Below are 24,534 nucleotides of genomic sequence, written 5' to 3'. Positions count from 1 at the left end.
TCAAGATGGCGATCGACCATCTGATATTCGCTGCGCTCGCCATATTTCTGTCGGTGTGGTTTTCCGTTTCCGCCGTCTGCCAGATACCCCGTAATGTCGAGAAATGGGAAGCCGGCAGGGCGGAGCAGTGGATTCGCGCGCACGATGTATTCGGATTCATACCGCGCTGGAACTTCTTTGCGCCTACACCGGCGACGGACGATCTTCATCTGCTGTACCGCGATCGACTGCCGGATGGACGCATAACTCGTTGGTGCGAGGTTCGTCCGCGCCCGTCTCCGAAATGGATAGGACCGGTCTGGAATCCCGGCAGGCGGCACAACAAGGCGCTGATCGACGTGACGGTCGAACTCGTCAAGGCCAGCTTGTCGCTGAACCGTGACACCGCCCAGATGCAACTCACGCTGCCGTATATCGCGACACTCAACTTTGTCTGCAGCCTGCCGCGCGACTATTGTGCCCAGGCCACCCAGTTTCTCATCATGCGGTCGAAGGGAGCTGACGAGGATCCGGATCACCACGTGATTTTCTTGTCGACCATGCATCTGTCGGAACAGGTGCTCCGCGAGAGGTAAGCAGCCGATGTTCACCAGCTCGGATGCGCTGCATCTTTCGGCGGCTATCGGCTCCGTCGCCGTCATCATCGGGTCGATGGAGAGGCTGGCGATGCCGCGGCATCTTTCCGATGGCGCCCTCGCCAGCTGGCCTGTCTCGACTACGAGTGTCGCCATGCTGACGAGAAAGCCCTTCCAACACAGCGCCGGACGGCTGCTGGCGTATCCGAGAGTGCTCGGTCTTGTCGCCGTCTGCCTGGCCTGCGGGGTCCTCTTGGCGCTCCACCCCTCGTCGGTCTTCAATTCCTTGGCTGCCGGCGTGATTGCCGTGACCTACATCTTGCTGAGTATGCGCTCGCGCTTCGGAGGCGACGGGGCCGACCAGTTGACGATCATCGTCTTCGCATCGTTGACTCTCGCCTTCGGCATCAGGCAAGAGCGCGCCAACGAGATCGTTCTCTGGTTCCTGGCGGCACAGGTATGTCTCGCGTATTTCACGGCAGGCGCGGCGAAGCTGGTCAGCCCGTCGTGGCGCAGCGGAGCGGCGTTACCGGGCGTCTTGGCGACACAGGCCTATGGGCACCCGCGGGCCGGCAAGATCTTGGCGCGCCATCGAGGCATCGCGACCGTGATGTGCTGGTCGGTCATCCTGCTGGAGTGCGGTTTTCCCCTGGCACTCCTCGGCATTGGACCGCTCACCTACGCACTCTTGATCAGCGGAGCTCTCCTCCACATCGGTACTGCTGTCCTCATGCGCCTGTCCACTTTCCCCTGGGCGTTCGTCGCCACCTATCCAGCAGTAATCTTCTGCGCGACCGGCACGGGCGTGTGACAGAGGCGAGTCACACCCCACAGCGGCGAGGCGATATACGCCCGACACGTCGATAGTGGGCTGCGACATACACGCACGCGTCGTGCATGAACGGGTCCGACCTAGAATACTGCCGATGAGCTGGTGGGACTTCCGGATTTCCCCCAAACGGCGCGGGCGGCAGTGGGCAACGCGGTCGGGGACCGAGGGTGGGGCGACGAAGGACGGCAACACGCTGCGCGCCTGGTGGAAGGACCCGGTCGACTACCGATGGCTGGTCGGCACCCTGGCGGCTCGATCAGCGCTGGGACCGCTCAAGGTACTGATCGGCATCGCGGGAGCGGCGATCGCGGTGATGGGCGCGGTGATCGCGGGAACTCCGGTGGGGCCGCCCGGCGATCCCGGCATCGCTTCGACGATCGGAGTGCTGGCCGGGGCGCTGTGGGCAGTGCGCTGGTGGCTACTGCCGTGGCCGACCAAGACCGAGTCGCTGGTGTTGATCGCCTGCGCCGACGTGCTGTTCACGGTCGAATTCCTGCAGCTGCAGGATCGGCTGTTCGGGGCGATGGGCACAGTGCTGCTCCTGGTCACCGGCAGCTACCTGAGCTTCTTCCACAGCGCGCGAGCACTGGCCGTGCATTCGGCCTGGTCGGTGCTGTCGGTACTGGTGTTCTCGGTGCGCATCGCCACCGGCGGCGGCGATGTCCACCTAGCGGTCGCGGTCGGGCTCCTGCTCGCGTCGGTGGCCGGCGCGATGCCCGCGTACCAGCTCCTCTATTGGCTCCTGCGCACCGAGTCGCTGTCCGACCCGCTGACCGAACTGCTCAATCGCCGGGGCCTCGAGAACCGGCTGCCGCAGCTGATGGACCGCAGTCCCGCGATCTGTGTCATCTGCTTCGATCTCGACCGGTTCAAGAACGTCAACGACACCTGGGGGCACAGCATCGGCGACACGGTCCTGGTCCGGACCGCGCGCCGGTTGCGCGATGCCGCCGGGGAGACGGCGGTGGTGGCGCGCACCGGCGGTGAGGAATTCGTCGTGGCCGCCCCCTTCGCCGCAGCGGCCGCTCGCATCGAGGCCGAGCGGTTGTGCCAAGTTGTCGCCGAACCACCGGAGACCGCGGTGGTGGTCACCGCGAGCGTCGGCGTGGCCGTCTTCGACGCGACGCTCTGCGCACAGTGCCCGAGCCCGACTCCGGAACGGCTGCTGCAATCCGCCGACGCCGCGATGTATCGGGCCAAACAATCCGGCGGGAACCTGGTGATGGTCGACGATCTCTCGCCGCCGCTGGATCATCACCACCCCAACTCCGGATGACCGCCGGTAGCAACTGATTCCAGAACTCGTGGGAGAGCCCCGACCTGCATGGACATCCCGAGATCGTCACGGTTGGCCCAGTGCTCGATGACCTTGCCGTCGGCGATCCGGATCCAGTGCGTCCGAGTGATCGCGAAGGACTTGCCTGTTGCTGGAAATGCTTGCGCGACATCACCGTTGGTGTCGAAGGCGACGAATGTGCCGATCTCTACGTTCATTCCAATCTTGGGAGGCCACGATCATGGCGAACGAATACAGCGCGATCGCAGACCTGGCAGTGCGGTCGATCATCTATCAATGAGAACGTTCATCCATCATTCGAGCACTCGGCAACTACTACCGCCCACGCAGGCGAGCACGCGCGCCCGCGATGATCGTGATGATCATGACCGTCATCACCTGCAGCGCGGTGAGCGGAGGTGCGGGGGGTGACTGAACAGGTGCGGCGTACTCGTCCGGCGGCCGCGGCATCGGCAGCGGCGGGATCGCTGCTGGAATCGATGGGTTCACCTCGGGCAGTCGCTCTCGGATAGGCACGACGGTCGGCGCCACCGCTGCCGGTGGAATGATCAGGGGGATACCGGGCTCCGGCAGACCTGGGACCGGGAGCAACAGCATGCAGGTCAGCAGGGCGCTGCCGGTCGCGGCGCTGCCGACCGCCACACTGCCCGCACCGGCCGAGCCCGAGCCGACGCTTCCGCTGGAACCGAGGCCGATCAGGCTCGAGCCCATGCCACTGCCGGTGACGATGCCAGACCCCAGCGCGGCGCTGCCGACTGCCGCGCTGCCGACACAGGCGGGAAGCACATGATCGGGGTTGGGGAGCAGCAGGCCGCCAAGCGTGCCCGGGGCGGCGGTCGGAGTCGTCGGTGCCGTACCAGGTGCGCGATCGGATGCCCTGGGATCCACGGCGGTCGGATCGGCCATCGCGCGGGCAGCGTCTACGCCGCCGGTCGTTGTCGGGCCGAGGCCGAGGGCTTGCCCGGCCGCCGGGTTCGGGAACAACCCAGCCGAGCTGCCGGTCGGCACCGCAGACCAGACCGGTTCACTCGCGAGGCTGCTGCCGGTGCCGAGCCCCAGTTCCAGCCCGTCTGATGGTGCGTCACCCGGGGCAGCCACGGTGCCCGGAGCCGCACTGCCGCTGACGATCTGGTCGATTGCCGGTATTCCCGGGGCAGCCGCAGCGAGCGGTGCGTGGACGGCGATCAGAGCCGCCGCCGCCGCCGACACCGCCGCGAATCCCCCTACAGTTCTTCGTTTTTCGCCCACCGTGCCTCCGAAAGCCTGATACTGATCGCTGTTTGACCCGGTCAACGAGGAATATCGCCGCTGGACGACGGTTCCGCGGCAAGGTGCTGGAAGCGCGCGAGCGCGAGTTCGTAGGCGTCCTTGGCGACGTGAGTACCACCGGCGAACGGCCGATCCAGTTGGTAGACAGCCACAATGACCGCACCGATCACCAGTCCGAACAACCCGGTCATGAGGATGCTGCGCTTGGTGACCACAACACCGGAGAAGACGGTGCCGAACAACAGCATGGCAGTGGCGAACCACAGGGCGACGTAGAGGAAGCCGGGCAACCGGTAACCGGCGTCAAGGCCACGGTCGAAGCGGGCCTCGGTGATCGCCGCGACGGCAGCGGCAGTCTCGTCCTGGTCCGCTTTCGCCTCCGCGGTGTCGGCAGACACGGAATTCACCGCCTCCCGCAGATCATCCAGCGTTGCCTGCGTGGACGGGCTCAGCCGACGCTGTTCGTCCATGACCTCCCACTCGTCGTCGATCACCTGCCGGGTGTAGGCGGTCACCAGGGATCGGACCTTCTCACGATCCGGCTCGGGCATGCTGTTCGCGGACTCATACACGCTCACCAGGGCTTTGCCCTCCGACACGGTGTGCGCATGCGAGGTGTCGTATTGCTGCCACAGGATCACCACCACGAACGCCACGATGGCGGCGAAGAACATGTTGACCATGTCCAGCATCATCGAACCAGCACCTGCATCGTCGTCGTGCCGCCACGATTCGGGCCGCACCCGATCCCCCAGCACGAAGATCCCCACCGCGACGGCCACGAAAAGCGCCAATACCGCCAGCTGCAACAGAATTCCTAGCATTCCGCGACTCCGTTCCTGCCGGGATGGAAGCGATCACAGGGTATTCGCGGCAGCCGCGCGGATGGATTGCGAGCCGATTCCTTTCCACCCCAACGGTTTACAACCGACCGGTCGCTTTAGGCGCGCTGCCGCCGTGCCAACTCCGCGCTCGCTCCACGTTCACCGCTCGACCTCATCGCAGCCTAGCTATTCAGGTTAGGTTAGGTTAGGTTTACCTCCATGGTTGACAATGCCGTAGAGGCGGAAGGTCTCGTCAAACGGTTCGGCGGGGTGACCGCGCTGGATGGGCTCGGTTTCGCGGTGGAACGGGGCACGATCGCGGGGGTGCTCGGACCGAACGGGGCGGGAAAAACGACAACGATAGATGTACTGACCACATTGCTGGTTCCCGACGCGGGGTACGCGCGGGTCGCCGGTCACGATGTGGTGGCCGACGCGGGAGCGGTCCGGTCCGTGATCGGTTTGACCGGGCAGTTCGTCGCCCTGGACGAGAACCTGACCGCGCGCGAGAACCTGACCCTGTTCGGGCGGCTGCTGAAACTGGGACGTCGGCAGGCGGCGGAGCGCGCCGAGGAACTCCTGAACCGCTTCGATCTCACCGAGGCCGCCGATCGGCGCAGCGGTACCTTCTCCGGCGGCATGCGGCGACGGCTCGACCTCGCGGCATCCCTGATCGGACAACCGGAAGTGCTCTTCCTCGACGAACCGACCACCGGGCTCGACCCGCGTAGCCGCGCCGTGCTGTGGGACGTGGTCCGGGACCTGCGCGACGACGGCATGACCATCTTGCTCACCACCCAATACCTGGACGAGGCAGACGAACTGGCCGACCGGATCGTGGTGGTCGACCACGGCCGTGTCATCGCGGACGGGACCGCCGACGAGCTCAAGGACCAGGCCGGAGGCTCGGTCTGCCACGTCACCGCGGCCGAGGGCGACCGCCCCCGGATCGCCGCCGCGCTGGCGGACATGGCCGGACTCGCCCAACTGAGCGACGGCGTCGCCGTCGCCGCGTCCGGTGCCGCGACGCTGGTCGATGTCGTGCGCAAGCTCGACGCCGCCGAGATCGCCGTCGACGACATCGCCCTGCGCCGCCCGACCCTCGACGACGTGTTCTTCCGGCTGACCGGGCATCCGAGCGTCCCCGGCGAGCCCGAGGACGCCCTGTGACGACGATCGCCCCATCGAAAACCGTTGCCGCGGTGCCCCGTCCCGCTCCGTCGATGTGGGCCGACACCGCGATCCTGGCCGGTCGCCACCTGCGGTTGATGAGCAGACGCCCCGCGTCCATCATCGGCGCCGTCGTGCTGCCGCTGGTCTTCGCGACGATGTTCTACGTCGTATTCGGCACCGTGGTCGAGCGCCGGATCGGCAGCGATTACGGGCAGTATCTGCTGCCCGCGGTCATTCTGCAGGCGATGCTGTTCACGGCCATGTCGGCGGCCATCTTGTCGGTCGAGGACGTGACCGGCGGCATGATCCGCAGGCTCCGGTCCATGGCGGTCTCGCCGGTCGCCCCGGTACTGGGACTGGTCGGCGCGGAGCTGACCCGTGCGCTGCTGACGATCGTGGTCCTGCTTCCGGCCGGTGCCGTAATGGGATTCCGCCTCGGTGGCGGCGTGCTCGCATCGGTCAGATTCGTGCTCATCGCACTGTTTTTCGCCGCGGTGGTGTGCACCGGGTTCATCGCGATCGGTTTCGCGGCGGGCAAGGTGGACTCGGTGCAGGTGATCACCAATGTCATCTTCTTCCCGTTCCTGCTCGTGTCGAATGCCTTCACACCGACCGAGGCGTTCCCGGAGTGGTTGCAGCCGTTCGTCGCCAACCAGCCGCTCAGCCGCACCGTCGACGCGCTGCGGGCACTGGCCGACGCGGAGGCAGCTCTCGCCAGGCCGGTCACCATCGCCCTGCTGTGGCTGAGCGGCGGGTTCGTCCTGTGTGTCGCGATGGCGGCCCGGGCCTATCGGAGGTCACTGTGAACGAAACCCGTACCGCGACGGGACCGCGCCCGCAGGTGCTCATCGACAGTTGGGCGCTCACGATCCGCGCCATCCGGGTGACGCTGCGCAATCCCGTCCTGCTGATGATGGCGACGTTCTTCCCTCTCATCTTGCTGGTGCTGATCACGGTGTCGTTCGGCTCGCTGGTCGCCCCCGGTGGTAGCCGGGCCGACTACGTGAACTTCAGCCTGCCGCTGTTCGCCGTGATGGGCATCATGTTCGCCGGTCTCGGCACCGCCATGACGACCTACGACGATCTGCAATCGGGCTTCGACCGCAGGCTACGAGCGATGCCGATCGCACGCGCGGCCCCGCTGATCGGGCGCATCGCCGGCGACGCGGTGCGCAATCTGATCACCCTGCTCGCGGTGATCGGGGTCGGCTATCTGCTCGGATTCCGTTTCACGGGCGGGGCACTCGGCGTGATCGGATTCCTCGTGCTGCCGCTGATCTTCGGCACCGGGGTCGCCTGGATGATGGTGGCGATCGCGGTCCACGCCAAGTCCGGGGAGGCGGTGGGTTCGGCGCTCAACGCGATCCTGCTGGTGGCCTCGTTCCTGTCGACCGGATTCGTGCCCCGCCAGGATCTTCCCTCGTGGATCCAGCCTGTCGCCGCCGCCAACCCGGTGTCGTCGGTGGTGGAGGCGATGCGTGGGATGGCATCGTCGGGACCGGTCGCATCGCCCACCTGGCGCGCGCTGGCCTGGACGGTGGCGCTGACAGTAGTTTTCGCGACGTTCGCCATTCGCGGATACCGAGGGCGCGGGCGCTGACAGACGGACCCGGCCGCACAGCCCGACACTGTGCGGTCCGGTGCCCCTGCACAAAATCTGAAATGAAAATGTGTCTGAAAGTGTCGGCGAAACCGGCGGCGAGTGGCCAGAATTGGCCACGACGGTCCGGCACGATTCAGCACCTGCCGCACCGTCGCGAATCCCCTTCGGCAACAGAGGAATTGGGCGATGAACAGGGTGTCGAGATCCGCCGCGGCGACATTGGTTGCCGTCGTCGTCGCGGCCGGGACTGCGGCGGCCGGCGTCGCGCGGGCGGAAACGCCCGGCGCGCAGCCCTGCACCCCGTACACCGCGATTTTCGGGCCGGGGACCTGGGAGACCACGCTGGGCGCCGATCCCGAGGTGCCCGTCGGCATGCTCCGGCCCGTCGGCGACGGCCTGGAACGGCAGTTCGGCCGTGACATCACGGTGCGCTACGCCCCCTATGCCGCAAGCGCTTTCGACCAGGGTATGAGCTACGCGGAGTCTCTGAGCACCCTCGAATCCAGCTTGCGCCAGATGATGCGTGGCCTGTGCAGCTCGACGCGGGTCATCCTCGCCGGCTACAGCCAGGGCGCCGACGGCATCGGCGATCTCGCCACCGAGATCGGCAATGGCGACGGCCCCATCGATGCCGAGCGCGTGGTCGGTGTCGGACTGCTGGCCGATCCGCATCGCGATCCGAATACCACGCTCTCCCTGGGAAATCCGCAGCCCGGCCACGGCATAGCCGGAACACGGAGCCGGGATTTCGGTGCGTTGACCGAGCGGGTTCGCACCCTGTGTGCCGACGGCGATCTGTACTGCTCCCTCGATGCCGCCACCTCCCCGTTCCTCGCCGTGCTGGGCAGGGTCCTGAGCGGAGATCCCGCACCGATCGCGAACTTCATCCCCGCCACGGCCGATCCCAGCAGCCTGATCGCGCAAGCCGTCACCATGGGCGCCGGCTGGACCGCCACCGCGGCGAACCTGCCTACCATTCTCGACGACCTCACCCGCCTGCCGGAGTTCATCGCGGCGGGCGACATTCGCGGTGCGCACCGGACCGCGCGCGACCTGAACGTCGCTCTGGCCCCGCTGGTCCAGGCCGCCGCGGGTGTAGACCGGGCCCTGGTCGCCCAGGTCATCCGCGCGGCCGCCGCCGTCGACCCCTCCGGCCGGACCGCAGGCGTCAGCGTCATCGCCGACGCCCTCCTGCACATCGATTTTCTGAGCATCGCCGACAGCGTCGGCCACCTTCAGGAAATCCTGTGGCGTGCGGTCGAATCCCTCGATCGCAACGACCCGATCGCTGCCGCCGCGGACCTGGCGACCGTGGCCGTCACCGGCGCCGACCTCACCGGCTCCGTGCTCGGCCCCGTCGCCGCGGGCATCCGAGCCGACCTCAACGCAACCACCCGAACCCTGCTCAGCATCGCCGACCCCGCCACCGTCGATGAGCTCGTCCAACTGGGCCGCCAGGGCGTGGATATGGCCAACTTCTACGCGTCCGAAGCCCACATCGACTACGGCGACGACGTCCACATCCTCCTGAGCTACCTGAGCTCCCAGGTCGTTTCGTGAGCAGCTGATCGTCGACGGGCTCATGCACCGGGGTCTTCTGGTACACCCTTGACACTAATGTTAGCAGTAATTACATTGCGCGCATGGAATCATCTGCCCTGATCACCATCGGGTTACCGAGCGCGCTCGCCGTCATCATGTTCGGGCTGGGCCTCACCCTGACCGTCGGCGACTTTCGCCGCATCGGACAGTCACCACGTGCGGTTCTGGTTGCGTTGGCACTGCAGCTCTTCGCGCTTCCAGCCTTGGCGTTCGGCCTGATCCAGCTCTTCGACATGCCCCCACTCCTGGCTATCGGGATGATGTTGCTGGCCGCCTCCCCCGGTGGAACGACCGCCAATCTCTACAGCCACCTGTTCCGCGGTGACGTCGCCCTCAACATCACACTCACCGCGATCAACGCCGTCCTGGCCGCCGTCACCGTCCCGATCATCACCAACTTCGCCATCACCTACTTCGGCGCGGACGGGGAGGTAGGCCTTCAGCTGGGCAAAGTGGTGCAGGTGATCGCGATTGTTCTTGCGCCGGTAGCGATCGGGATGGTGGTGCGCCGGCTCTCCCCCTCCTTCGCAGCGTCCGCGGATCGGCCGGTCCGGATCTTCTCGGTCGCCGTGCTGGCCTTGGTCTCTGTCGGCGCGCTGGTCGCCGAGCGCGACAACGTCGCCGATTACGCGCGCCAGGTCGGGCTGGTCGCCGCCATCTTCTGCTTGTCGAGCCTCGCCCTCGGCTACGCCGGAGCACGCGTGCTCCGGCTGGCCCGGCCACAAGCGATCGCGACGTCGATGGAAGTGGGCATCCACAACACGGCCGTGGCGATGACGATCGCACTCAGCGTTCTCGAGAGTTCCGAGGCCGCGATCCCCGCCGCGGTGTACTCGGTCCTGATGTACGTCCTGGCCGCCGCCTTCGGCTACCTGATCACCCGAACTGCCCGCGCTACGTCGACCTACATTGTCGCCTGATCTGGAGGCTCACTTCGCTGTTCCCTGGGCAGGTGTCGCGCTGGTCGCCATGAACACGCGCCTGGCCGCCGCCGAGATCGCCTATGTCCTCGACCACGCGAAAGTATCTGTGGAAGGACGGAACGACAGCGACCGTGGACGAACTGATCGAGTTCGTCCGACAGCGACTGGCCCGATTCAAGGCTCCGAAGACCGGGACGTTCGGTCCGCTACCGCGAACGTCGACAGGCAAAATCCAGAAGTATGTGCTGCGGGACGCGGCCTGGGCGGGGGTGGATCGGCGAATCCGGTGAATGTGGCTGCGCGTGTCGCTGCCGCCGCCAGACCGGCCGACACGGCGACGATGACCGCGGCGATCGCGAATGCCGTGTCATAGGAGTTCCTGATGAACGGTGCCACGATCAGCGGACCGATCATCTGCCCGACAGCGAAGACAGCGGTCAGGGTGGCTGCCGACCGAGGCACCGGAAGCCGATTACCCGCATCGACGGCGAGCATCACGATGGCCATGAAGGTCGCCCCGAAGGTGACCGCGGCGATCAGCGCCCCGAGCACACTGTCGCTCACGGCCGGCGCTGCGGTCCCGGCGCATTGAATGAGCAGGGCGGCGACGAGGGCTCGGCCGGTGCCGATGCGCCGTGCCACGGCGTGCCAGATCATCGTCGCGGGCACCGCCGCCACACCGACCAGAGCCCACAACAGCGCTCCCGCCGAGGAATGTCCACCACCGTGACCGGCCACAGCGGCGACCAGGAACGTTCCCAGAATGATGTAGCCCAGACCCTGGGCGAAGTAGGCGCTCAGCAGAAGCAGCCATGCCCGACGCACATTCGGGTCCTGGTATGACAGGCCCGCCGGGGCGCTGCCGAGGTCGCCGTCGGTTTCGTCGCGGATGTCGAGCATCCAGGCCGGGACCAGCAACGCCGCGGTCAATACCGCCGATCCCACCCACAAGCCCTGCCAGGACAGCCAGGTCCCGGCAGCGAGGGTGAACACACCCGTGATCGCGATACCCGCACCGACACCCGCGAACGCGACCCCCATGGACGCGCCTTCGCGGCGGTGCTGAGCGACAGTGGAGGCGCAAGCGATGAATATCGCCGCGCTGGCCGCGCCCGCGGCGAAACGCAGCCCCGCTTGGGCAACCACCTGCGCCGACAGCGCCATCGCCGCCTCACTGGCGATCAGCATCACCGACCACGCGAAAAAGGTTGTCCGCCGGCTCAGATGCGGCATCCGGGTCAACAGCACCGCGCCCACCAGGTAGCCCGCGTAGTTACTGGTCGCGATGACCGCCCCATCACCCGCGCTGATCCCCGCCGCGGAGGTCATGATCGGCAGCAACGGGGTGAACACGAACCGGCCGACACCCATTGCGGCCGCGAGACCCGCCGCGGCGGCCACTCCGACCCGGGGACCGGTGATCCGAGATCGCGGAGCGCGTGGCAGAGAGAGCGATGATGTCACCTCCGCCACGCTACGAGAGTTCCTCGCACCGAGAAAATACCTTCTCAACATGGGATATACGCTGAGAGCATGGACTTGAAGCTCCGGCATCTCGAAGCATTCGTGGCGCTACAAGAAGAAGGCACCTTCACTCGCGCCGCAACGCGCTTGCATGTCTCCCAGCCCTCGCTCAGCCGGACGATCCAAGATCTCGAACGCATCCTCGACTGCAGCCTGATCGATCGTTCGGCAGCCACGCTCGAGCTCACGGCCAACGGCGAATTGTTCCTCCGGAGAAGCCGCGCCATCCTCACCGACATGACCGAACTGCTGGCGGAGATGCGTGCCCTGACCCGGGTCAGGGTCGGATTCGCCTGGTTGCTGCCCACCGACTGGTTCGCCGCCACCCGCACACGCTACGAACAGCTCGGCGGGCAACTCACCCTGGTGCGCAGCGACAATCCCACCGCGGATCTGAGCAACGGTGCCGTCGACGTCGCGGTCGTGCGCAACATCCGGCAGTCGACCGGGTCGATCGTCTGGCGTCGCATCGGCGCCGAAGAACGCGTGCTTGCCGTGTCCGTCCACTCCGACCTCGCGCGAACTCCAGGACTGTGCTGGGCCGACCTCGCCCGCCACCGCTTGGTCGTCAATACCGAATCAGGAACCACCACACCCGATTCCTGGTCCGACCCAGACCCCGACCGCGAAACCGTCACCTGCCGAAACTTCGACGAATGGATCGAACTGATCGCCGCGGATCGCGGAATCGGCGTTGTTCCCGCACTTGCCGCCCAACGCGCGCCGCATCCCGACGTCGTCTACCGGGAACTGCCCGACATTCCCACCTCGACCCTCTACCTCGGCTGGCGGCGCACCCCCGAGCCCTCTCGATCGACCCGCCTCTTCGTCGACACCGCATTGACGGCTTCGCGGGACTGACCAGCGCACGCGGCGCCGCGGCGGCTGCCGATCGGCCTCCAGCATCCAGCCGGGCGTCACAACAGGTCCGCGCGGCTCAGTCCGCCTTGATGGCGGCGACGCCTTCGGCGTAGGTCGTTACCCGGAACTCCGGGAATGCCCGCTTGAATTTGTCCGAGACGAAGAAATTGTCCACTTCGTATCTCGGCAGCAGCTCCCACAATTCGCGCACGCCCTGGTTGAACAGCCGAGCGACGAAGAACGCGGGCCGTTTCATCACCGAGTAGCCGATCTCGCGGCCCCAGGAGGCGGAGGCCAGCTCGATCAATCCCCGGTACGTCACCCGGTTGTCGTCGCACGGCAGATGCCAGGTCTGCCCGTAGGCCGACGGCGTATTGCCGATCAGGGCCATGGCGCGGCTGGCATCCGGCGTCCAGATCAAGGTCCGCAGGGTGTCGTCGCGCAACGGAACGCGCGACTTCTTGCCCGCCGCGATCGGGTCGAACACCAACGTGTTGGTGAAGCTCTGTGTCTTGCCCGGCCCGTAGAACTCCGGTGCGCGGCAGATGACCGCCTCGACCCGACCTGCGGCCATGGCTTCCAACAGCATCGTTGCCATCTTCGCCCGGGTGTGCGCCTTGCTCCCGGCCGGGGCGAATCGCGTCTGCTCGGTCTGTGGGTCACCGGTCATCGGATACATGTAGGTGTTGTCGAAGAACACGAGTTTGACCCCGTGCTTTTCGCACGCCGCGATCGTGTTCTCCATCATCACCGGGAGCTGATCCGCCCACAGCTTCGCGTTCGGCGGCAGGCCGACGGTCAGGTACGCGATCTCGCTGCCCGCGACCGCCGCTGCGGTCTGTTCGGCGTCCATAAGGTCCGCCGTGACCAGCTCGTCGGTGTCGTGCAGCCGTTTGGGATTACGGCTCACCAGCCTGATGTCCTTGGTGAACCGCTGATGGAGCTCGCGAGCGAGCTCGGTCCCGATCTGTCCGTTCGCTCCGAGAATCGTCTGCACGGGAGGAAACCTTTCGATTGCCGACAATTGACAAGAGACCACAGTAACACCAATGTAAGCACCATAAACATCAGGTGAGCGGCGACACAAATCCCCAGGCCGGAGCCCCGCCTCGCCGCGGCACGACGAACCGATCTCAGCGGAGGTGCTCCGCCGATGCCGTTCGTAGCGGGAACCCACCTCCCGGACGGTCCGCGCATGCCCGGCTGCGCGGCAGCGGGATTGCCGCCACGGGGTGTTCTCGGCGACGGCTGATCACCGCATCCCGCTCAGCGCTCACCGCGATGACTGGATGCGTTGGGGTGGGCGCACCGTGGTGACAGTGTTGTCGGGTGATGCACGTCCGGACGGAAAAGATCGTCGCCCGCGCTGCAGAATCTCGGGCCGCGGCCGCGCAATATTTCCCTCGCACTACTCAAAGGCGAGAGGAAATTCCTTGTCCAGCAAGACTATTCAGTGGCTCCGGATCGCACCCTTCGTCGCGGCCATCGCCGTGTCGCTCGGTGTTGTCACACCATCCCACGCGGCTGACAACCCCTATGAGAAGGGCCCGAACCCCACGGAGGCGAGCGTGACCGCAGAGAAGGGAACGTTCGCCATAGCCGAGGCCCCGGCACCTCCTGGCGCCAGCAACAAATTCAACAAGGGCACCGTCTACTACCCGACGGCCACCGACCAGGGCACGTTCGGCGCGGTCGCCGTGGCCCCTGGTTTCACCAACCCCGAATCCATCATCAGCTGGCTCGGTCCACGCCTGGCGTCACAGGGGTTCGTCGTCATCACCCTCGAGACGAACACCACGCTGGATCTGCCCGAATCCCGCGGCGACCAGCTGCTCGGCGCCCTCGACTGGCTGACCACCCAGAGTCAGTACAAGGACCGCATCGATCCCACCCGGACCGCCGTGGTCGGGTTCTCCATGGGCGGTGGTGGCGCGCTGCGGGCCGCCGAGGACCGGCCCGCACTGAAAGCCGTCGTCGGTCTCGCGCCCTGGGAGCCCTACTCCGCCTGGCAGAAAGTGACCACACCGACGTTGCTGATCGGCGCCGCCGACGACGTCATCGCGCCGACCGGAGCACACTCCGAACCCTTCTACGATCACCTGACCAGCGCCAGGGACAGGGCGTACCTGGAGTACAACTTCGGCAACCACTTCAAGCCGGTGGAGGCCAACGCGACCAACACGAAGTTCACCCTGTCCTGGCTGAAGCGGTTCGTCGACAACGACACCCGCTACGACCAGTTCCTGTGCCCCGGCCCGTCGCGGTCGGCGGAGTTCCAGGAATACCGCAACACCTGCCCGCTGGGCTGAGCGGCGATCACGGAGGGTCGGCCGATGCCGGCCCTCCCCTACGCCCCCAGCGGCTCTACCGGGCGTCATCGACCGCCGCCTCGGCGCCCAGATGTGAGCGTTGCCGCGAGATCAAGCACGCAACAGCGCCGATTGGACCGTCTGTAGTCGTTCGACGTCGCCACGGAATCCAGCCACAGCGTCGTTGTACAGGAACGCTTCCCACAATCGCACGAGGGCGTAGGCCAGCGTCGCCGAGTCGATCGGTGGTCGATAGCCGTGCGTTTCAGCCTGTTCGATCAGCTTCTCGACGATAGCGACTGCCGCCTGATGCACCAGTCCGTCGCTGCGGGTGACCAGCCGCAAGGCCGCGGTCGACTCGTTGTCGAAATAGGTTCGGAGCGAGTCGTCTTCGACGAGTAGGTGGATGGTGCGGTCAAGCACCTCGCCCAGCCGCTCGCCGCCGACGCCCCGAGCGTGCCGGTCGGCGTAGGCCACGGTGCGTTCGAGCTGGTGCGCGATGGCCGCCCCGAGCAACCCGTCGCGCGACCCGAACCACCGGTAGATGCTGGCGCGGGCGACGCCGAGCTCGGTGGCGATGGCGTTCACGTCGAGCCGTTTGCCCGCCAGGAACATCGCGACGGCCGCCTTCAGCACGTCCTCCGGGCTCGCCGATGCCGGTCGGCCCGGCGCCCTGGACCCCTCTGCGCGTTTCACCCGGAAAGCATAGGAGCCCGCGGCAGTTGCTCCGGTTCGCGCTCCGGCTACCCCTCACAAAAAGGTATTTGAGACACTCAAGGCTCTGTGTATCATACTCCGCATGATGCGCATTCGGGGAGCCGTGCTCGAGGAAACCGGCAGAGCCCGCCCCTACATCGACACCCGTCCGATCACCGTGTGCGACCTCGATCTCGACGGCCCCGGCCCCACCGAGGTACTGGTCGCGGTCAAGGCGGCCGGGGTGTGCCACTCCGATTTGAGCGTGGTCGACGGCAACCGCCCGCGGCCGCTGCCCATGCTGCTCGGACACGAGGCGGCCGGTACGGTGCTGGCAGTCGGCGAGGCGGTGACCGATGTCGCCGCCGGCAGCCAAGTGGTCATGACGTTTCTGCCCCGCTGCGGGACCTGCGACGCCTGCGGTCACAGCGGGCTCGATGGGAGTCGTGACGGCAGGCTGCCGTGCACCGAGGGCACCCGCGCCAATGCGGCCGGGGAACTGCTGCACCATCGAGGGCATCTGGTCCGTGACGGTGGACGAGTGCGGCATCACCTCGGGGTGTCGGGGTTCGCCACCCACGCCGTCGTGGATCGCGCATCGCTGGTGGTGGTCGGCGACGACGTGCCCGCCGAAGTGGCGGCGCTGTTCGGATGCGCGGTGCTGACCGGTGGCGGAGCGGTACTCAACGTCGCGCGACCGCAACCGTCGGACAGTCTGATGGTGGTGGGTCTCGGCGGCGTCGGGATGGCGGCGCTGTTGGTGGCCAAGGCGATCGGCGTCGAACGGGTCATCGCGGTCGACCGCGTGGCCGGCAAACTCGACACGGCGCTGTCCCTCGGTGCCACGGAAGCCATGACCCCGGACGAGGTCCTCGCCTCAGGAACCCGGTGCCAGTACGTCATCGAATGCGCGGGGCACCCCGCGGCCCTGGAAACCGCCTATGCCGCTACCCAACCCGGCGGCACGACCGTCACCGTGGGACTTCCGGCGCCGGACGCCACGATCACGCTGCCGCCGCTGAGCCTCACCGCCGAGGCCCGCACTCTCGTCGGCAGCTACCTGGGTTCAGCGATTCCGGCACGCGATGTTCCGCGCTACGAGCAGCTCTGGCGGGAGGGGAAGTTGCCGGTGGAACGGCTGATCTCCGCCCGCATCGAACTGTCCGCCATCAACGACGCGATGGACGCGCTCGCCGACGGCACGGCCATCCGGCAGATCATCGTCTTCGACCAGCAAGATCAGGAGCTTCCATGACCCGCACTCTCGACAAGCTGTACGACGGGCTGCCGACAGGTCAGTTCATCGGCGGTGAATGGCACACCGGCAACGCACATCTGCCGGTGGAGAACCCGGCCACCGGCGCCGTGATCGCTACCGTCGCCGATGGCGGCCCCGACACTGCCACGGCCGCGCTGGACGCGGCAGTCGCCGCCGCGAACGACTGGGCAGCGACAGATCCGCGCACCCGATCCGACATCCTCATGAAGGCCTTCCACCTGCTGCACGAGCGGGCGCAACGGATCGCGCAGATTCTGACGCTGGAGATGGGCAAGCCGTATGCCGAGTCCCGCGGTGAGGTCGTCTACGGTGCCGAGTTCCTGCGGTGGTTCGCCGAGCAGGGCGTGCAGGCGGACGGCGAGTACTTCCGGGCGCCCACCGGCGGACAACGAATTCTGGTGACGAAACAGCCGGTCGGCCCCGTGCTCGCCATCACGCCGTGGAACTTCCCCCTCGCCATGGTGACCCGCAAAGTCGCGCCCGCACTGGCCGCCGGGTGCACCGTGGTGCTCAAGCCGGCCTCCCAAACACCGCTCACCGCAGTGGAGTTGATGCGTGTGTTCCAGGACGCCGGCGTGCCCGCCGGTGTGGTCAACTGTGTCACCACCAGCCGATCCGCGGCGGTCGCGACCACCATCATCACCGACGAACGCCTGCGCAAGCTCACTTTCACCGGCTCCACCGGGGTGGGCCGCAAGCTGCTGGCCCAGGCGTCCGAGCGCGTCCTGCGCACCTCCATGGAACTGGGCGGGAACGCGCCGTTCGTGGTGCTGGCCTCCGCCGACCTGGACAAGGCCGTCACGGGAGCGCTGGCGGCCAAGATGCGCAACGGCGGACAGGCGTGTGTGGCGGCCAATCGCTTTCTCGTGCACGAATCCCTGGCCGCGGAGTTCACCGACCGGCTGGCCGCGGGGATATCGGCGCTGCGGATCGGCGACGGCATGGATCCGGCGACCGCGCTCGGGCCACTGATCGATCGTGCCGCGGTCGATCAGATGCACTGGCTGATCGAAGACGCGGTGGCGCGCGGTGCGCGAGTCCACTCGACCGCCGAACTACCCGATGGCCCAGGTCATTTCGCGCGTCCGGTAGTCCTTACGGCAGTGGATCCCGCAGCGCAGGTGTGGCGTGAAGAGATCTTCGGCCCCATCGCTCCGGTCCGCAGCTTCACCGACGTCGACGAAGCTCTCGCGCTCGCGCAGGACACCGAATCCGGTTTGGCCGCCTATGTATTCGGAGAGAAGCTCGGTGAGACGATGACCTTCGCCGAAGGTCTGCAAGCCGGCATGGTCGGCGTCAACACCGGGATCATCTCCGATCCGGCGGCGCCTTTCGGTGGTGTCAAAGCCTCCGGTCTCGGGCGCGAGGGCGGAAGCACCGGTCTCGACGAGTACCTCGAGACCAAGTACCTGGCGCTGCGGCTGTCCTAGCCGGAAACCGCAGCGACCGGTCGGCGCGCTGCCGACCGGTCGCTGCGTTGTCGAACGAACGTCAGATCGCCAGTGCCAGGCGGGTTCCCTGATCGATGGCCCGTTTGGCGTCGAGCTCGGCGGCTACGTCCGCGCCGCCGATGACGTGAACACTCATGCCCCGACCGACCAGCTCCGAGTGCAGCGACCGATTGGGCTCCTGCCCGGTGCACAGCACGATGTTGTCGACCTCGAGGACGTGGGCGGTGTCGTCGAGCCGGTAGTGCAGCCCGAGGTCGTCGATGCGTTCATAGCTGGCCCCGGCGATCATGGTGACGCCGCGGTGCTTGAGTTCGGTGCGATGGATCCATCCGGTCGTCTTGCCGAGGCCCGCGCCGACTTTGCTCGACTTGCGCTGCAGCAGAGTGACTTCGCGTGCCGATGCCGTCCGCATGACACCGGTGAGGCCACCGCGTTCGCGATGTTCGGCGTCGACACCCCATTCGGCGAGGAAGGTGGCGACATCGGGTTGCGCCGCGGGGTCGGGCGAGGTGAGGAATTCGGCGACGTCGAAGCCGATTCCGCCGGCGCCGAGCACTGCCACCCGATTCCCGACGATCGCTTTGTCCCGCAGGACGTCCAGATAGCTCAACACCATCGGATGGTCGATGCCGGGGAGCTCATCGGGGATCCGGGGGACGACCCCGGTGGCAAGGACGATCTCGTCGAAAGTCCCGTCGGTGAGACATTCCACGGTGGCCGGAATGTTGAGGCGCAGCCGAACTCCCGTCTCGGCGAGACGATGCCGGTAGTAGCGCAGCGTTTCGTCGAACTCGTTCTTGCCCGGAACCTGACGGGCGATATTGAGCTGCCCGCCGATCTCTCCGGCACTGTCGAAGAGGGTGACCGTATGGCCACGTTCCGCGGCGGTGGTGGCGAAAGCCAGACCCGCCGGGCCCGCGCCGACCACGGCGAGACGCTGACGACTGCGAGTCGGGCCGAGGACGAGTTCGGTTTCGTGGCAGGCGCGCGGATTCACCAGGCACGACGTGATTTTCATGCTGAAGGTGTGGTCAAGGCAGGCCTGGTTGCAGCCGATGCAGGTGTTGATGCGTTCGGGCGTGCCCGCCGAGGCCTTGTTCACGAATTCGGGGTCGGCGAGGAAGGGCCTGGCCAGCGACACCATGTCGGCGTAGCCGTCGGCGAGCAGTTCCTCGGCCTTGTCCGGGGTGTTGATGCGGTTGCTGGTCACCAGCGGTACCGAGACCGCGCCCATCAGCTTCTTGGTCACCCACGCGTACGCGCCGCGCGGCACCGAGGTGGCGATGGTCGGGATCCGCGCCTCGTGCCAGCCGATTCCGGTGTTGATGATCGTCGCGCCCGCGGCTTCGATCCGCCGGGCGAGGTCGACGACCTCGTCGAAGGTGGAACCGTCGGGTACGAGGTCGAGCATCGAGAGCCGGTAGATGACGATGAAGTCCTCCCCGACCGCGGCCCTGACCCGGCGAACGATCTCGACCGGGAACCGGACACGGTTGTCGTAGCTGCCGCCCCAGCGGTCGGTGCGCTTGTTGGTGTGGGCGGCGATGAACTCGTTGATCAGGTAGCCCTCCGAGCCCATGATCTCCACCCCGTCGTACCCGGCGCGCTTGGCGAGCACGGCGCAGCGCACGAAGTCCTCGATTGTCTGCTCGACCTCGGCGTCGGTGAGTTCGCGTGGCGGGAACGGGCTGATCGGGGCCTGCAACGGGCTCGGCGCGACCAGGTCGGGGTGGTAGGCGTAGCGCCCGAAATGCAGGATCTGCAGGGCGATCTTGCCGCCGGCGGCGTGCACGGCCTCGGTGACGACGCGGTGGCGGTCCGCTTCGGACGCCTCGGTCAGCATCGCCCCACCCGGGTAGGGGCGGGCTTGTTCGTTGGGCGCGATGCCGCCGGTGACGATCAGGCCGACACCGCCGCGGGCGCGTTCGGCGTAGAAGGCCGCCATCCGCTCGAAGCCCCGGGGTGCTTCCTCGAGCCCGACATGCATCGACCCCATCAGCACGCGGTTACGCAGCGTGGTGAAGCCCAGGTCGAGCGGTGCGAGCAGGTGCGGGTAGTGCGTCGTGTTCATCGAAGGACCTACCGATCATTCCAGGGAGCGGGCAGTGCCGACACGTGCCCAGATAGTAAATTTTGCTACTATGTTGGCACGATAGCTTCTACCGACTATCGCTGTCCACGGGATGTTGACCAAACACAGGCCTCTCGATAGGGTTCATTTCGTTTAATCAACGATTTGAATATGAGGTGTGCGATGCATCCGTTCCGCGCGGCCGTCGAGGCCGAAGACATGGTCGCGCTCGAGGCGCTGCTTGCCGACAATGTCGTCTTCCGCAGCCCGGTGGCTTTCCCTCCGTACCCGGGCAAGCCGATCACCGCGGCGATCCTGCGTGGTGTGACGCGGGTGTTCGAGGGTTTCCGCTACGTCCGTGAGATCGAGGACGCCGGGGGCCGTGATCACGCTTTCCTGTTCGAGGCGACCGTCGACGGCAAACAGGTGTCCGGCTGCGACTTCCTGCATTTCGACGAAGACGGCAAGATCGACGAGTTCACCGTGATGGTGCGTCCGCTCTCGGCCGCCAAGGCGCTGAGCGAGGCGATGGCCGCGCAGTACCCGCGCATCCAGGCCGAAGCGGCCGAGCAGGTGCAGCGCGAGGCGGCCGATGCCGGAGCCGAGCAGCGGTGACGCATTACAAGAGCAATATCCGGGATCTGACGTTCAACCTGTTCGAGGTCCTCGGTCTCGGCGAGTTGCTCGACGCCGGCACGTTCGGCGACCTCGACACCGATTCGGTGCTGGACATGCTCGAGGAATTGCGACGCGTCGCCGAAGGCCCGCTCGGCGCCTCGTTCGCCGATGCCGACCGCAATCCCCCGGTGTTCGACCCCGAGACCAACTCCGTCACCTTGCCCGAGTCCTTCAAGGACAGCTTCCGGGCACTGCGTGAGATGGGCTGGGAACGGCTGGGCCTGCCGTCCGATCTCGGCGGTATTCCCCTGCCGCGCGCTGTGTACTGGGCACTGAGCGAATTGGTCCTCGGGGCCAATCCCGCGGCCTACATCTACGCGCTCGGTCCCGGGTCGTCGGCGGTGTTCGCCGCTACCGGCAGCGACCTGCAGCATGCGATCGTGCGGACCGCCGTCGAGCGGGGCTGGGGTGGCACCATGGTGCTGACCGAGGCCGATGCCGGCTCCGACGTCGGAGCGCTGCGTACCAAGGCGATTCGCCAACCCGACGGCACCTGGCACATCGAAGGTGTGAAGCGGTTCATCAGCTCCGCCGATTCCGACGACCTGTTCGACAACATCGTGCACCTGGTCCTGGCGCGAGCCGAGGGATCAGGGCCGGGGACGAAGGGTCTGTCGCTGTTCTTCGTCCCGAAGTACCGATTCGACCCGCACACCGGAGAACTGGGCGAGCGCAACGGCGCGTTCGTCACCAATGTCGAGCACAAGATGGGCCTGAAGGTCTCGGCGACCTGTGAGTTGAGCTTCAGCGCGCACGGTATTCCCGCGACCGGGTGGCTGGTTGGCGAGCTCGACAACGGCATCGCGCAGATGTTCCACATCATCGAGCACGCGCGAATGATGGTCGGCACGAAGGCCATCGCGACGCTGTCCAGCGGATATCTCCACGCGCTCGCCTATGCCCGGGCGCGGGTGCAGGGCGCGGATCTGACCCGCGCCGCCGACAAGTCCGCCCCCCGGGTGCCGATCATCGCCCATCCGGATGTGCGGCGTTCGCTGATGCTGCAGAAGGCCTACGCCGAAGGACTGCGGGCGGTGTACCTGTATACCGCCGCGCACCAGGATCCCGCACTGGCGCACCACGTTTCGGGCGCCGATCCGGAGCTGGCCGCGCGGGTCAACGATCTGCTGCTGCCGGTGGTGAAGGGAGTGGGCTCGGAGCGGGCCTACCGCTATCTCGCCGAGTCGCTGCAGACGCTGGGCGGTTCGGGCTATCTGCAGGACTATCCGATCGAACAGTATCTGCGGGACGCGAAGATCGACTCGATCTATGAGGGCACGACCGCGATCCAGGCACAGGACTTCTTCTTCCGCAAGATCGTTCGTGACCGGGGTGTGGCGTTCACACACCTGTCGCAGCAGATCGTGGAGTTCGGCCAGGACCCGGCCGGCGCCGCGGAGCTGAAGAACGAACGGGTGCTGCTCGCCACGGCGCTCGACGACGTGCAGGCGATGACGGCGACACTGACCGCGCATGTCCTGGCGGCCGGTGAGGATCCGCGTGGTCTGTACACGGTCGGGCTCGCCTCGGTGCGCTACCTGCTGGCAGTCGGCGACCTGCTGATCGGCTGGCGGCTGCTGCAGCACGCCGAGATCGCGCTCGGGGTCCTGCGTGATCCCGCGACAGGCACCGACACGGAGTTCTATCTCGGCAAGGTCGCGGTCGCGCAGTTCTTCGCCCGAAATGTGCTCCCCGACCTGCACGCTCTTCGCTCTGTGCTGTCCGCCCTGGACAACGACATCATGCGGGTCGACGAAGCCGTGTTCTGAGCACGCGGCCGGACCTGGGTCCCGTCGGGGGTGTTCAGGTAGTCGCGCTACGAAATGCCCGGGCGACGGTTTCCGTCCGCCCGGGCATTCTCGCTTGCCGCTATCGGCTCAGTTCCCTCTTCTTGATCTTTCCGGTCGAGGTCATCGGGAGCACGGTGCGGAATTCGACGATTCGCGGGTACTTGTAGGCGGCGAATTGCTCCTTGCCCCAGGCGATCAACTCCTCTTCGGACGTCGTGTCCCCCAGGGTCTTGAGCACGACCGCCTTGACCTCCTCGCCGAGCGACGCGTGCGCGACACCGATGACCGCGACCAGCGACACTGCCGGGTGGGTCATCAGCACCTCCTCGATCTCCCGTGGGTAGACGTTGTAACCGCCGCGGATGATGACTTCCTTGGCGCGGTCGACGATGAAGTAATAGCCGTCGGCGTCGCGGCGGGCGAGGTCGCCGGTCCGGAACCAGCCATCGCGCAGGACCTCTGCGGTGGCTTCGATCCGGTTGTAGTAGCCCTTCATGATCGGGTGACCCTTGATCGCGATCTCGCCGATCGCTGCGGGCTCGTCCGCTATTTCGGCCCAGTCGGCATCGATCAGCTTCATCTGTACTCCCCAGATCGGCTTGCCGATGGATCCGGGCCGGTTCGGTCCCGCCAGTGGTGAAAAGCAAGCCGCCGGCGACGTCTCCGACAATCCGTAGCCTTCGAGCACTCGAACACCGAGCCGCTCGGTGATCTGCCGGAGCAACTCGACCGGCATCGCGGCACCGCCCGAGATCGCGAATCGCAATGTCTCGGTGAACGCTTCGGGTGCATCGACTTCGACCAGCGCGCCAAGGAGGGCGTGATACATGGTCGGGACGCCGGCGAAGTGGGTGACCGACTCGGCGCGCATGAGCTGCAACGCCTCTTGCGGCACGAAGCGCGGCATCAGCACCACGGTCGCGGCGGAGGCGAAGGCGGTGTGCAACTGCAGCGTTTGCCCGAAGGCGTGGAACAGCGGAAGCGCGACGAGGTGGACCTCGGCGCCGTCGGGTGCGCTGACCAGCCGCTGGGAGGTCATAGCGTTGAGTACGAGGTTCGCGTGGGTCAACTCGGCGCCCTTGGGCTGCCCGGTGGTACCGGAGGTATAGAGCACGACGGCGGAATCCGTCGATTCCGTGGCGGCGGATTCGAAAGCCGTCGAACGACCCGCGAGAGCCTGCGCCCGGGTTTCGATGCCAGGCAGCGGCGACGGCGCGGACGGATCGGCGGTGATGACGAACAGGTGTTCGCAGCCGTCGGCCTCGTCGAACCCGGCCCGGCCCTCGGTGGCCATCGGCAGATCGGTCGTGCCCTGAAAACAGAAGTAGGCCACCGCGTCACTGTCGCGCAGGTGGTAGCCGATCTCCCTGGCCTTGAGCAGGACGTTCAACGGGACCACGACGCCACCGGCCTTGAGGATGCCGTAGTAGACGATCGGGAACCACGGGGTGTTCGGGCACGACAGCGCGACCTTGTCACCGGTCCCGATTCCACGCTCGACCAGCAGCCCCGCCACTTGGTTGGCGGCGGCGTCTATCTCGGCATAGGTGAAACGGGCGTCACCGACCACCAGGGCGTCGCGGTCGGGATGGTTGCGTGCGGCATCTTCCAGGAGGACAGCGAGATTGAGCACGTCAGGCGTCCTGTCCTCGGTCGGCGCGCCGCGGCACGGGGACCGTCGGCGAAGAGCTGTGTCGGTGAAGGCTTCTGCGCATCCTCACTCCAATACTCAATTATGTTAGTAGGTGCGTTGGCGATCGTATGGGATCAATCACCC

The 24,534-nt window shown here is 66.6% G+C and carries 22 protein-coding genes; 14 read left to right on the top strand and 8 right to left on the bottom strand.

From position 1 onward, the window contains the following. The first annotated feature begins 5 nt into the window (after window positions 1-5). The 3 genes from ACWF82_RS07010 (at window position 6) to ACWF82_RS07000 (ending at window position 2,683) form a co-directional block, all read left to right on the top strand. Entirely contained in the window at window positions 6-575 is a 570-nt protein-coding gene (locus ACWF82_RS07010) for a hypothetical protein (RefSeq protein WP_452498794.1), read from the top strand. A gap of 7 nt (window positions 576-582) precedes the next feature. Further along, window positions 583-1,386, top strand: coding sequence for an HTTM domain-containing protein (locus tag ACWF82_RS07005; RefSeq protein ID WP_452498792.1), 804 nt, complete (start codon window positions 583-585; stop codon window positions 1,384-1,386). 115 nt (window positions 1,387-1,501) lie between these two features. Beyond that, window positions 1,502-2,683: a GGDEF domain-containing protein gene (locus tag ACWF82_RS07000; protein WP_452498790.1), complete on the top strand. Its 1,182-nt coding sequence runs from the start codon at window positions 1,502-1,504 to the stop codon at window positions 2,681-2,683. Here ACWF82_RS07000 and ACWF82_RS06995 read toward each other — a convergent pair. From ACWF82_RS06995 to ACWF82_RS06985, 3 genes are all read right to left on the bottom strand, one after another. Further along, window positions 2,662-2,901 carry an ester cyclase gene (locus tag ACWF82_RS06995; protein ID WP_452498788.1) on the bottom strand — a complete coding sequence of 80 codons (240 nt, stop codon included), beginning with the start codon at window positions 2,899-2,901 and terminating at the stop codon, window positions 2,662-2,664. The two genes, ACWF82_RS07000 and ACWF82_RS06995, sit on opposite strands and share 22 nt — an antisense overlap. 118 nt (window positions 2,902-3,019) lie before the next feature. After that, window positions 3,020-3,913, bottom strand: a complete 894-nt coding sequence (locus ACWF82_RS06990) for a hypothetical protein (protein WP_452498785.1) — start codon at window positions 3,911-3,913, stop codon at window positions 3,020-3,022. An 80-nt stretch (window positions 3,914-3,993) separates the two neighbouring features. Beyond that, window positions 3,994-4,797, bottom strand: coding sequence for a bestrophin-like domain (locus ACWF82_RS06985; protein WP_452498784.1), 804 nt, complete (start codon window positions 4,795-4,797; stop codon window positions 3,994-3,996). Between the two features lie 219 nt (window positions 4,798-5,016). Between ACWF82_RS06985 and ACWF82_RS06980 the strand changes: the two genes are divergently transcribed. The 5 genes from ACWF82_RS06980 (at window position 5,017) to ACWF82_RS06960 (ending at window position 10,095) form a co-directional block, all read left to right on the top strand. After that, window positions 5,017-5,967, top strand: a complete 951-nt coding sequence (locus ACWF82_RS06980) for an ATP-binding cassette domain-containing protein (RefSeq protein WP_452498782.1) — start codon at window positions 5,017-5,019, stop codon at window positions 5,965-5,967. Continuing rightward, window positions 5,964-6,776: an ABC transporter permease gene (locus ACWF82_RS06975; RefSeq protein ID WP_452498781.1), complete on the top strand. Its 813-nt coding sequence runs from the start codon at window positions 5,964-5,966 to the stop codon at window positions 6,774-6,776. The genes ACWF82_RS06980 and ACWF82_RS06975 overlap by 4 nt, the downstream gene beginning before the upstream one ends. Then, the gene (locus tag ACWF82_RS06970; protein ID WP_452498779.1) at window positions 6,773-7,570 is read left to right on the top strand and encodes an ABC transporter permease; all 798 of its coding nucleotides are present in this window, start codon (window positions 6,773-6,775) and stop codon (window positions 7,568-7,570) included. The genes ACWF82_RS06975 and ACWF82_RS06970 overlap by 4 nt, the downstream gene beginning before the upstream one ends. 189 nt (window positions 7,571-7,759) lie before the next feature. Further along, window positions 7,760-9,133, top strand: a complete 1,374-nt coding sequence (locus tag ACWF82_RS06965) for a cutinase family protein (protein WP_452498777.1) — start codon at window positions 7,760-7,762, stop codon at window positions 9,131-9,133. 83 nt (window positions 9,134-9,216) lie between these two features. Then, complete coding sequence (locus ACWF82_RS06960) at window positions 9,217-10,095, top strand: bile acid:sodium symporter family protein (protein ID WP_452498775.1); 879 nt, start codon at window positions 9,217-9,219, stop codon at window positions 10,093-10,095. Between the two features lie 177 nt (window positions 10,096-10,272). On the opposite strand, the gene ACWF82_RS06955 is transcribed toward ACWF82_RS06960, so the two are convergent. After that, on the bottom strand, window positions 10,273-11,562 hold the full coding sequence (locus ACWF82_RS06955) for a YbfB/YjiJ family MFS transporter (protein ID WP_452498773.1): 1,290 nt from the start codon (window positions 11,560-11,562) through the stop codon (window positions 10,273-10,275). Between the two features lie 69 nt (window positions 11,563-11,631). Between ACWF82_RS06955 and ACWF82_RS06950 the strand changes: the two genes are divergently transcribed. Then, a complete protein-coding gene (locus tag ACWF82_RS06950; RefSeq protein ID WP_452498771.1) occupies window positions 11,632-12,483 on the top strand; it encodes a LysR family transcriptional regulator in 852 nt (283 codons plus the stop codon). A gap of 76 nt (window positions 12,484-12,559) precedes the next feature. On the opposite strand, the gene ACWF82_RS06945 is transcribed toward ACWF82_RS06950, so the two are convergent. Next, complete coding sequence (locus ACWF82_RS06945; RefSeq protein WP_452498769.1) at window positions 12,560-13,660, bottom strand: NAD-dependent epimerase/dehydratase family protein; 1,101 nt, start codon at window positions 13,658-13,660, stop codon at window positions 12,560-12,562. A gap of 112 nt (window positions 13,661-13,772) precedes the next feature. On the opposite strand from ACWF82_RS06945, the gene ACWF82_RS06940 reads away from it, so the two are divergent. After that, on the top strand, window positions 13,773-14,792 hold the full coding sequence (locus tag ACWF82_RS06940; RefSeq protein WP_452498767.1) for a dienelactone hydrolase family protein: 1,020 nt from the start codon (window positions 13,773-13,775) through the stop codon (window positions 14,790-14,792). 111 nt (window positions 14,793-14,903) lie between these two features. On the opposite strand, the gene ACWF82_RS06935 is transcribed toward ACWF82_RS06940, so the two are convergent. Next, window positions 14,904-15,488, bottom strand: a complete 585-nt coding sequence (locus ACWF82_RS06935; RefSeq protein ID WP_452498765.1) for a QsdR family transcriptional regulator — start codon at window positions 15,486-15,488, stop codon at window positions 14,904-14,906. Between the two features lie 106 nt (window positions 15,489-15,594). Here ACWF82_RS06935 and ACWF82_RS06930 point away from each other — a divergent pair, with 106 nt between their 5' ends. Next, window positions 15,595-16,743, top strand: coding sequence for a zinc-binding dehydrogenase (locus ACWF82_RS06930; protein WP_452499159.1), 1,149 nt, complete (start codon window positions 15,595-15,597; stop codon window positions 16,741-16,743). Further along, window positions 16,740-18,197: an NAD-dependent succinate-semialdehyde dehydrogenase gene (locus ACWF82_RS06925; protein ID WP_452498763.1), complete on the top strand. Its 1,458-nt coding sequence runs from the start codon at window positions 16,740-16,742 to the stop codon at window positions 18,195-18,197. The genes ACWF82_RS06930 and ACWF82_RS06925 overlap by 4 nt, the downstream gene beginning before the upstream one ends. A 61-nt stretch (window positions 18,198-18,258) precedes the next feature. Here ACWF82_RS06925 and ACWF82_RS06920 read toward each other — a convergent pair whose 3' ends face one another. Then, entirely contained in the window at window positions 18,259-20,289 is a 2,031-nt protein-coding gene (locus ACWF82_RS06920; protein ID WP_452498761.1) for an oxidoreductase, read from the bottom strand. Window positions 20,290-20,472: 183 nt separating this feature from the next. Here ACWF82_RS06920 and ACWF82_RS06915 point away from each other — a divergent pair, with 183 nt between their 5' ends. Both ACWF82_RS06915 and ACWF82_RS06910 read left to right on the top strand, forming a co-directional pair. Then, a complete protein-coding gene (locus ACWF82_RS06915) occupies window positions 20,473-20,904 on the top strand; it encodes a nuclear transport factor 2 family protein (protein WP_452498759.1) in 432 nt (143 codons plus the stop codon). Then, window positions 20,901-22,736: an acyl-CoA dehydrogenase gene (locus ACWF82_RS06910; RefSeq protein ID WP_452498757.1), complete on the top strand. Its 1,836-nt coding sequence runs from the start codon at window positions 20,901-20,903 to the stop codon at window positions 22,734-22,736. The genes ACWF82_RS06915 and ACWF82_RS06910 overlap by 4 nt, the downstream gene beginning before the upstream one ends. Window positions 22,737-22,836: 100 nt before the next feature. Here the strand turns inward: ACWF82_RS06910 and ACWF82_RS06905 are convergent, their stop codons facing one another. Then, entirely contained in the window at window positions 22,837-24,390 is a 1,554-nt protein-coding gene (locus ACWF82_RS06905) for a long-chain-fatty-acid--CoA ligase (RefSeq protein WP_452498755.1), read from the bottom strand. Between the last annotated feature and the right edge of the window lie 144 nt (window positions 24,391-24,534).

This window comes from Nocardia sp. NPDC055053, assembly GCF_053608285.1.
Note: the sequence above shows the minus strand (reverse complement) of the source record. Positions and strands in the feature narration are given on the sequence as shown.

Bases quoted from the DNA above. Each gene is read 5' to 3' on its own strand.
- ACWF82_RS06995 (WP_452498788.1), bottom strand. From the start codon at position 2,901: ATGAACGTAGAGATCGGCACATTCGTCGCCTTCGACACCAACGGTGAT.
- ACWF82_RS06920 (WP_452498761.1), bottom strand. From the start codon at position 20,289: ATGAACACGACGCACTACCCGCACCTGCTCGCACCGCTCGACCTGGGC.
- ACWF82_RS06960 (WP_452498775.1), top strand. From the start codon at position 9,217: ATGGAATCATCTGCCCTGATCACCATCGGGTTACCGAGCGCGCTCGCC.
- ACWF82_RS07000 (WP_452498790.1), top strand. From the start codon at position 1,502: ATGAGCTGGTGGGACTTCCGGATTTCCCCCAAACGGCGCGGGCGGCAG.
- ACWF82_RS06965 (WP_452498777.1), top strand. From the start codon at position 7,760: ATGAACAGGGTGTCGAGATCCGCCGCGGCGACATTGGTTGCCGTCGTC.
- ACWF82_RS06930 (WP_452499159.1), top strand. From the start codon at position 15,595: ATGCGCATTCGGGGAGCCGTGCTCGAGGAAACCGGCAGAGCCCGCCCC.
- ACWF82_RS06980 (WP_452498782.1), top strand. From the start codon at position 5,017: ATGGTTGACAATGCCGTAGAGGCGGAAGGTCTCGTCAAACGGTTCGGC.
- ACWF82_RS06915 (WP_452498759.1), top strand. From the start codon at position 20,473: ATGCATCCGTTCCGCGCGGCCGTCGAGGCCGAAGACATGGTCGCGCTC.
- ACWF82_RS06940 (WP_452498767.1), top strand. From the start codon at position 13,773: ATGCGTTGGGGTGGGCGCACCGTGGTGACAGTGTTGTCGGGTGATGCA.
- ACWF82_RS07005 (WP_452498792.1), top strand. From the start codon at position 583: ATGTTCACCAGCTCGGATGCGCTGCATCTTTCGGCGGCTATCGGCTCC.
- ACWF82_RS06950 (WP_452498771.1), top strand. From the start codon at position 11,632: ATGGACTTGAAGCTCCGGCATCTCGAAGCATTCGTGGCGCTACAAGAA.
- ACWF82_RS06925 (WP_452498763.1), top strand. From the start codon at position 16,740: ATGACCCGCACTCTCGACAAGCTGTACGACGGGCTGCCGACAGGTCAG.
- ACWF82_RS06985 (WP_452498784.1), bottom strand. From the start codon at position 4,797: ATGCTAGGAATTCTGTTGCAGCTGGCGGTATTGGCGCTTTTCGTGGCC.
- ACWF82_RS07010 (WP_452498794.1), top strand. From the start codon at position 6: ATGGCGATCGACCATCTGATATTCGCTGCGCTCGCCATATTTCTGTCG.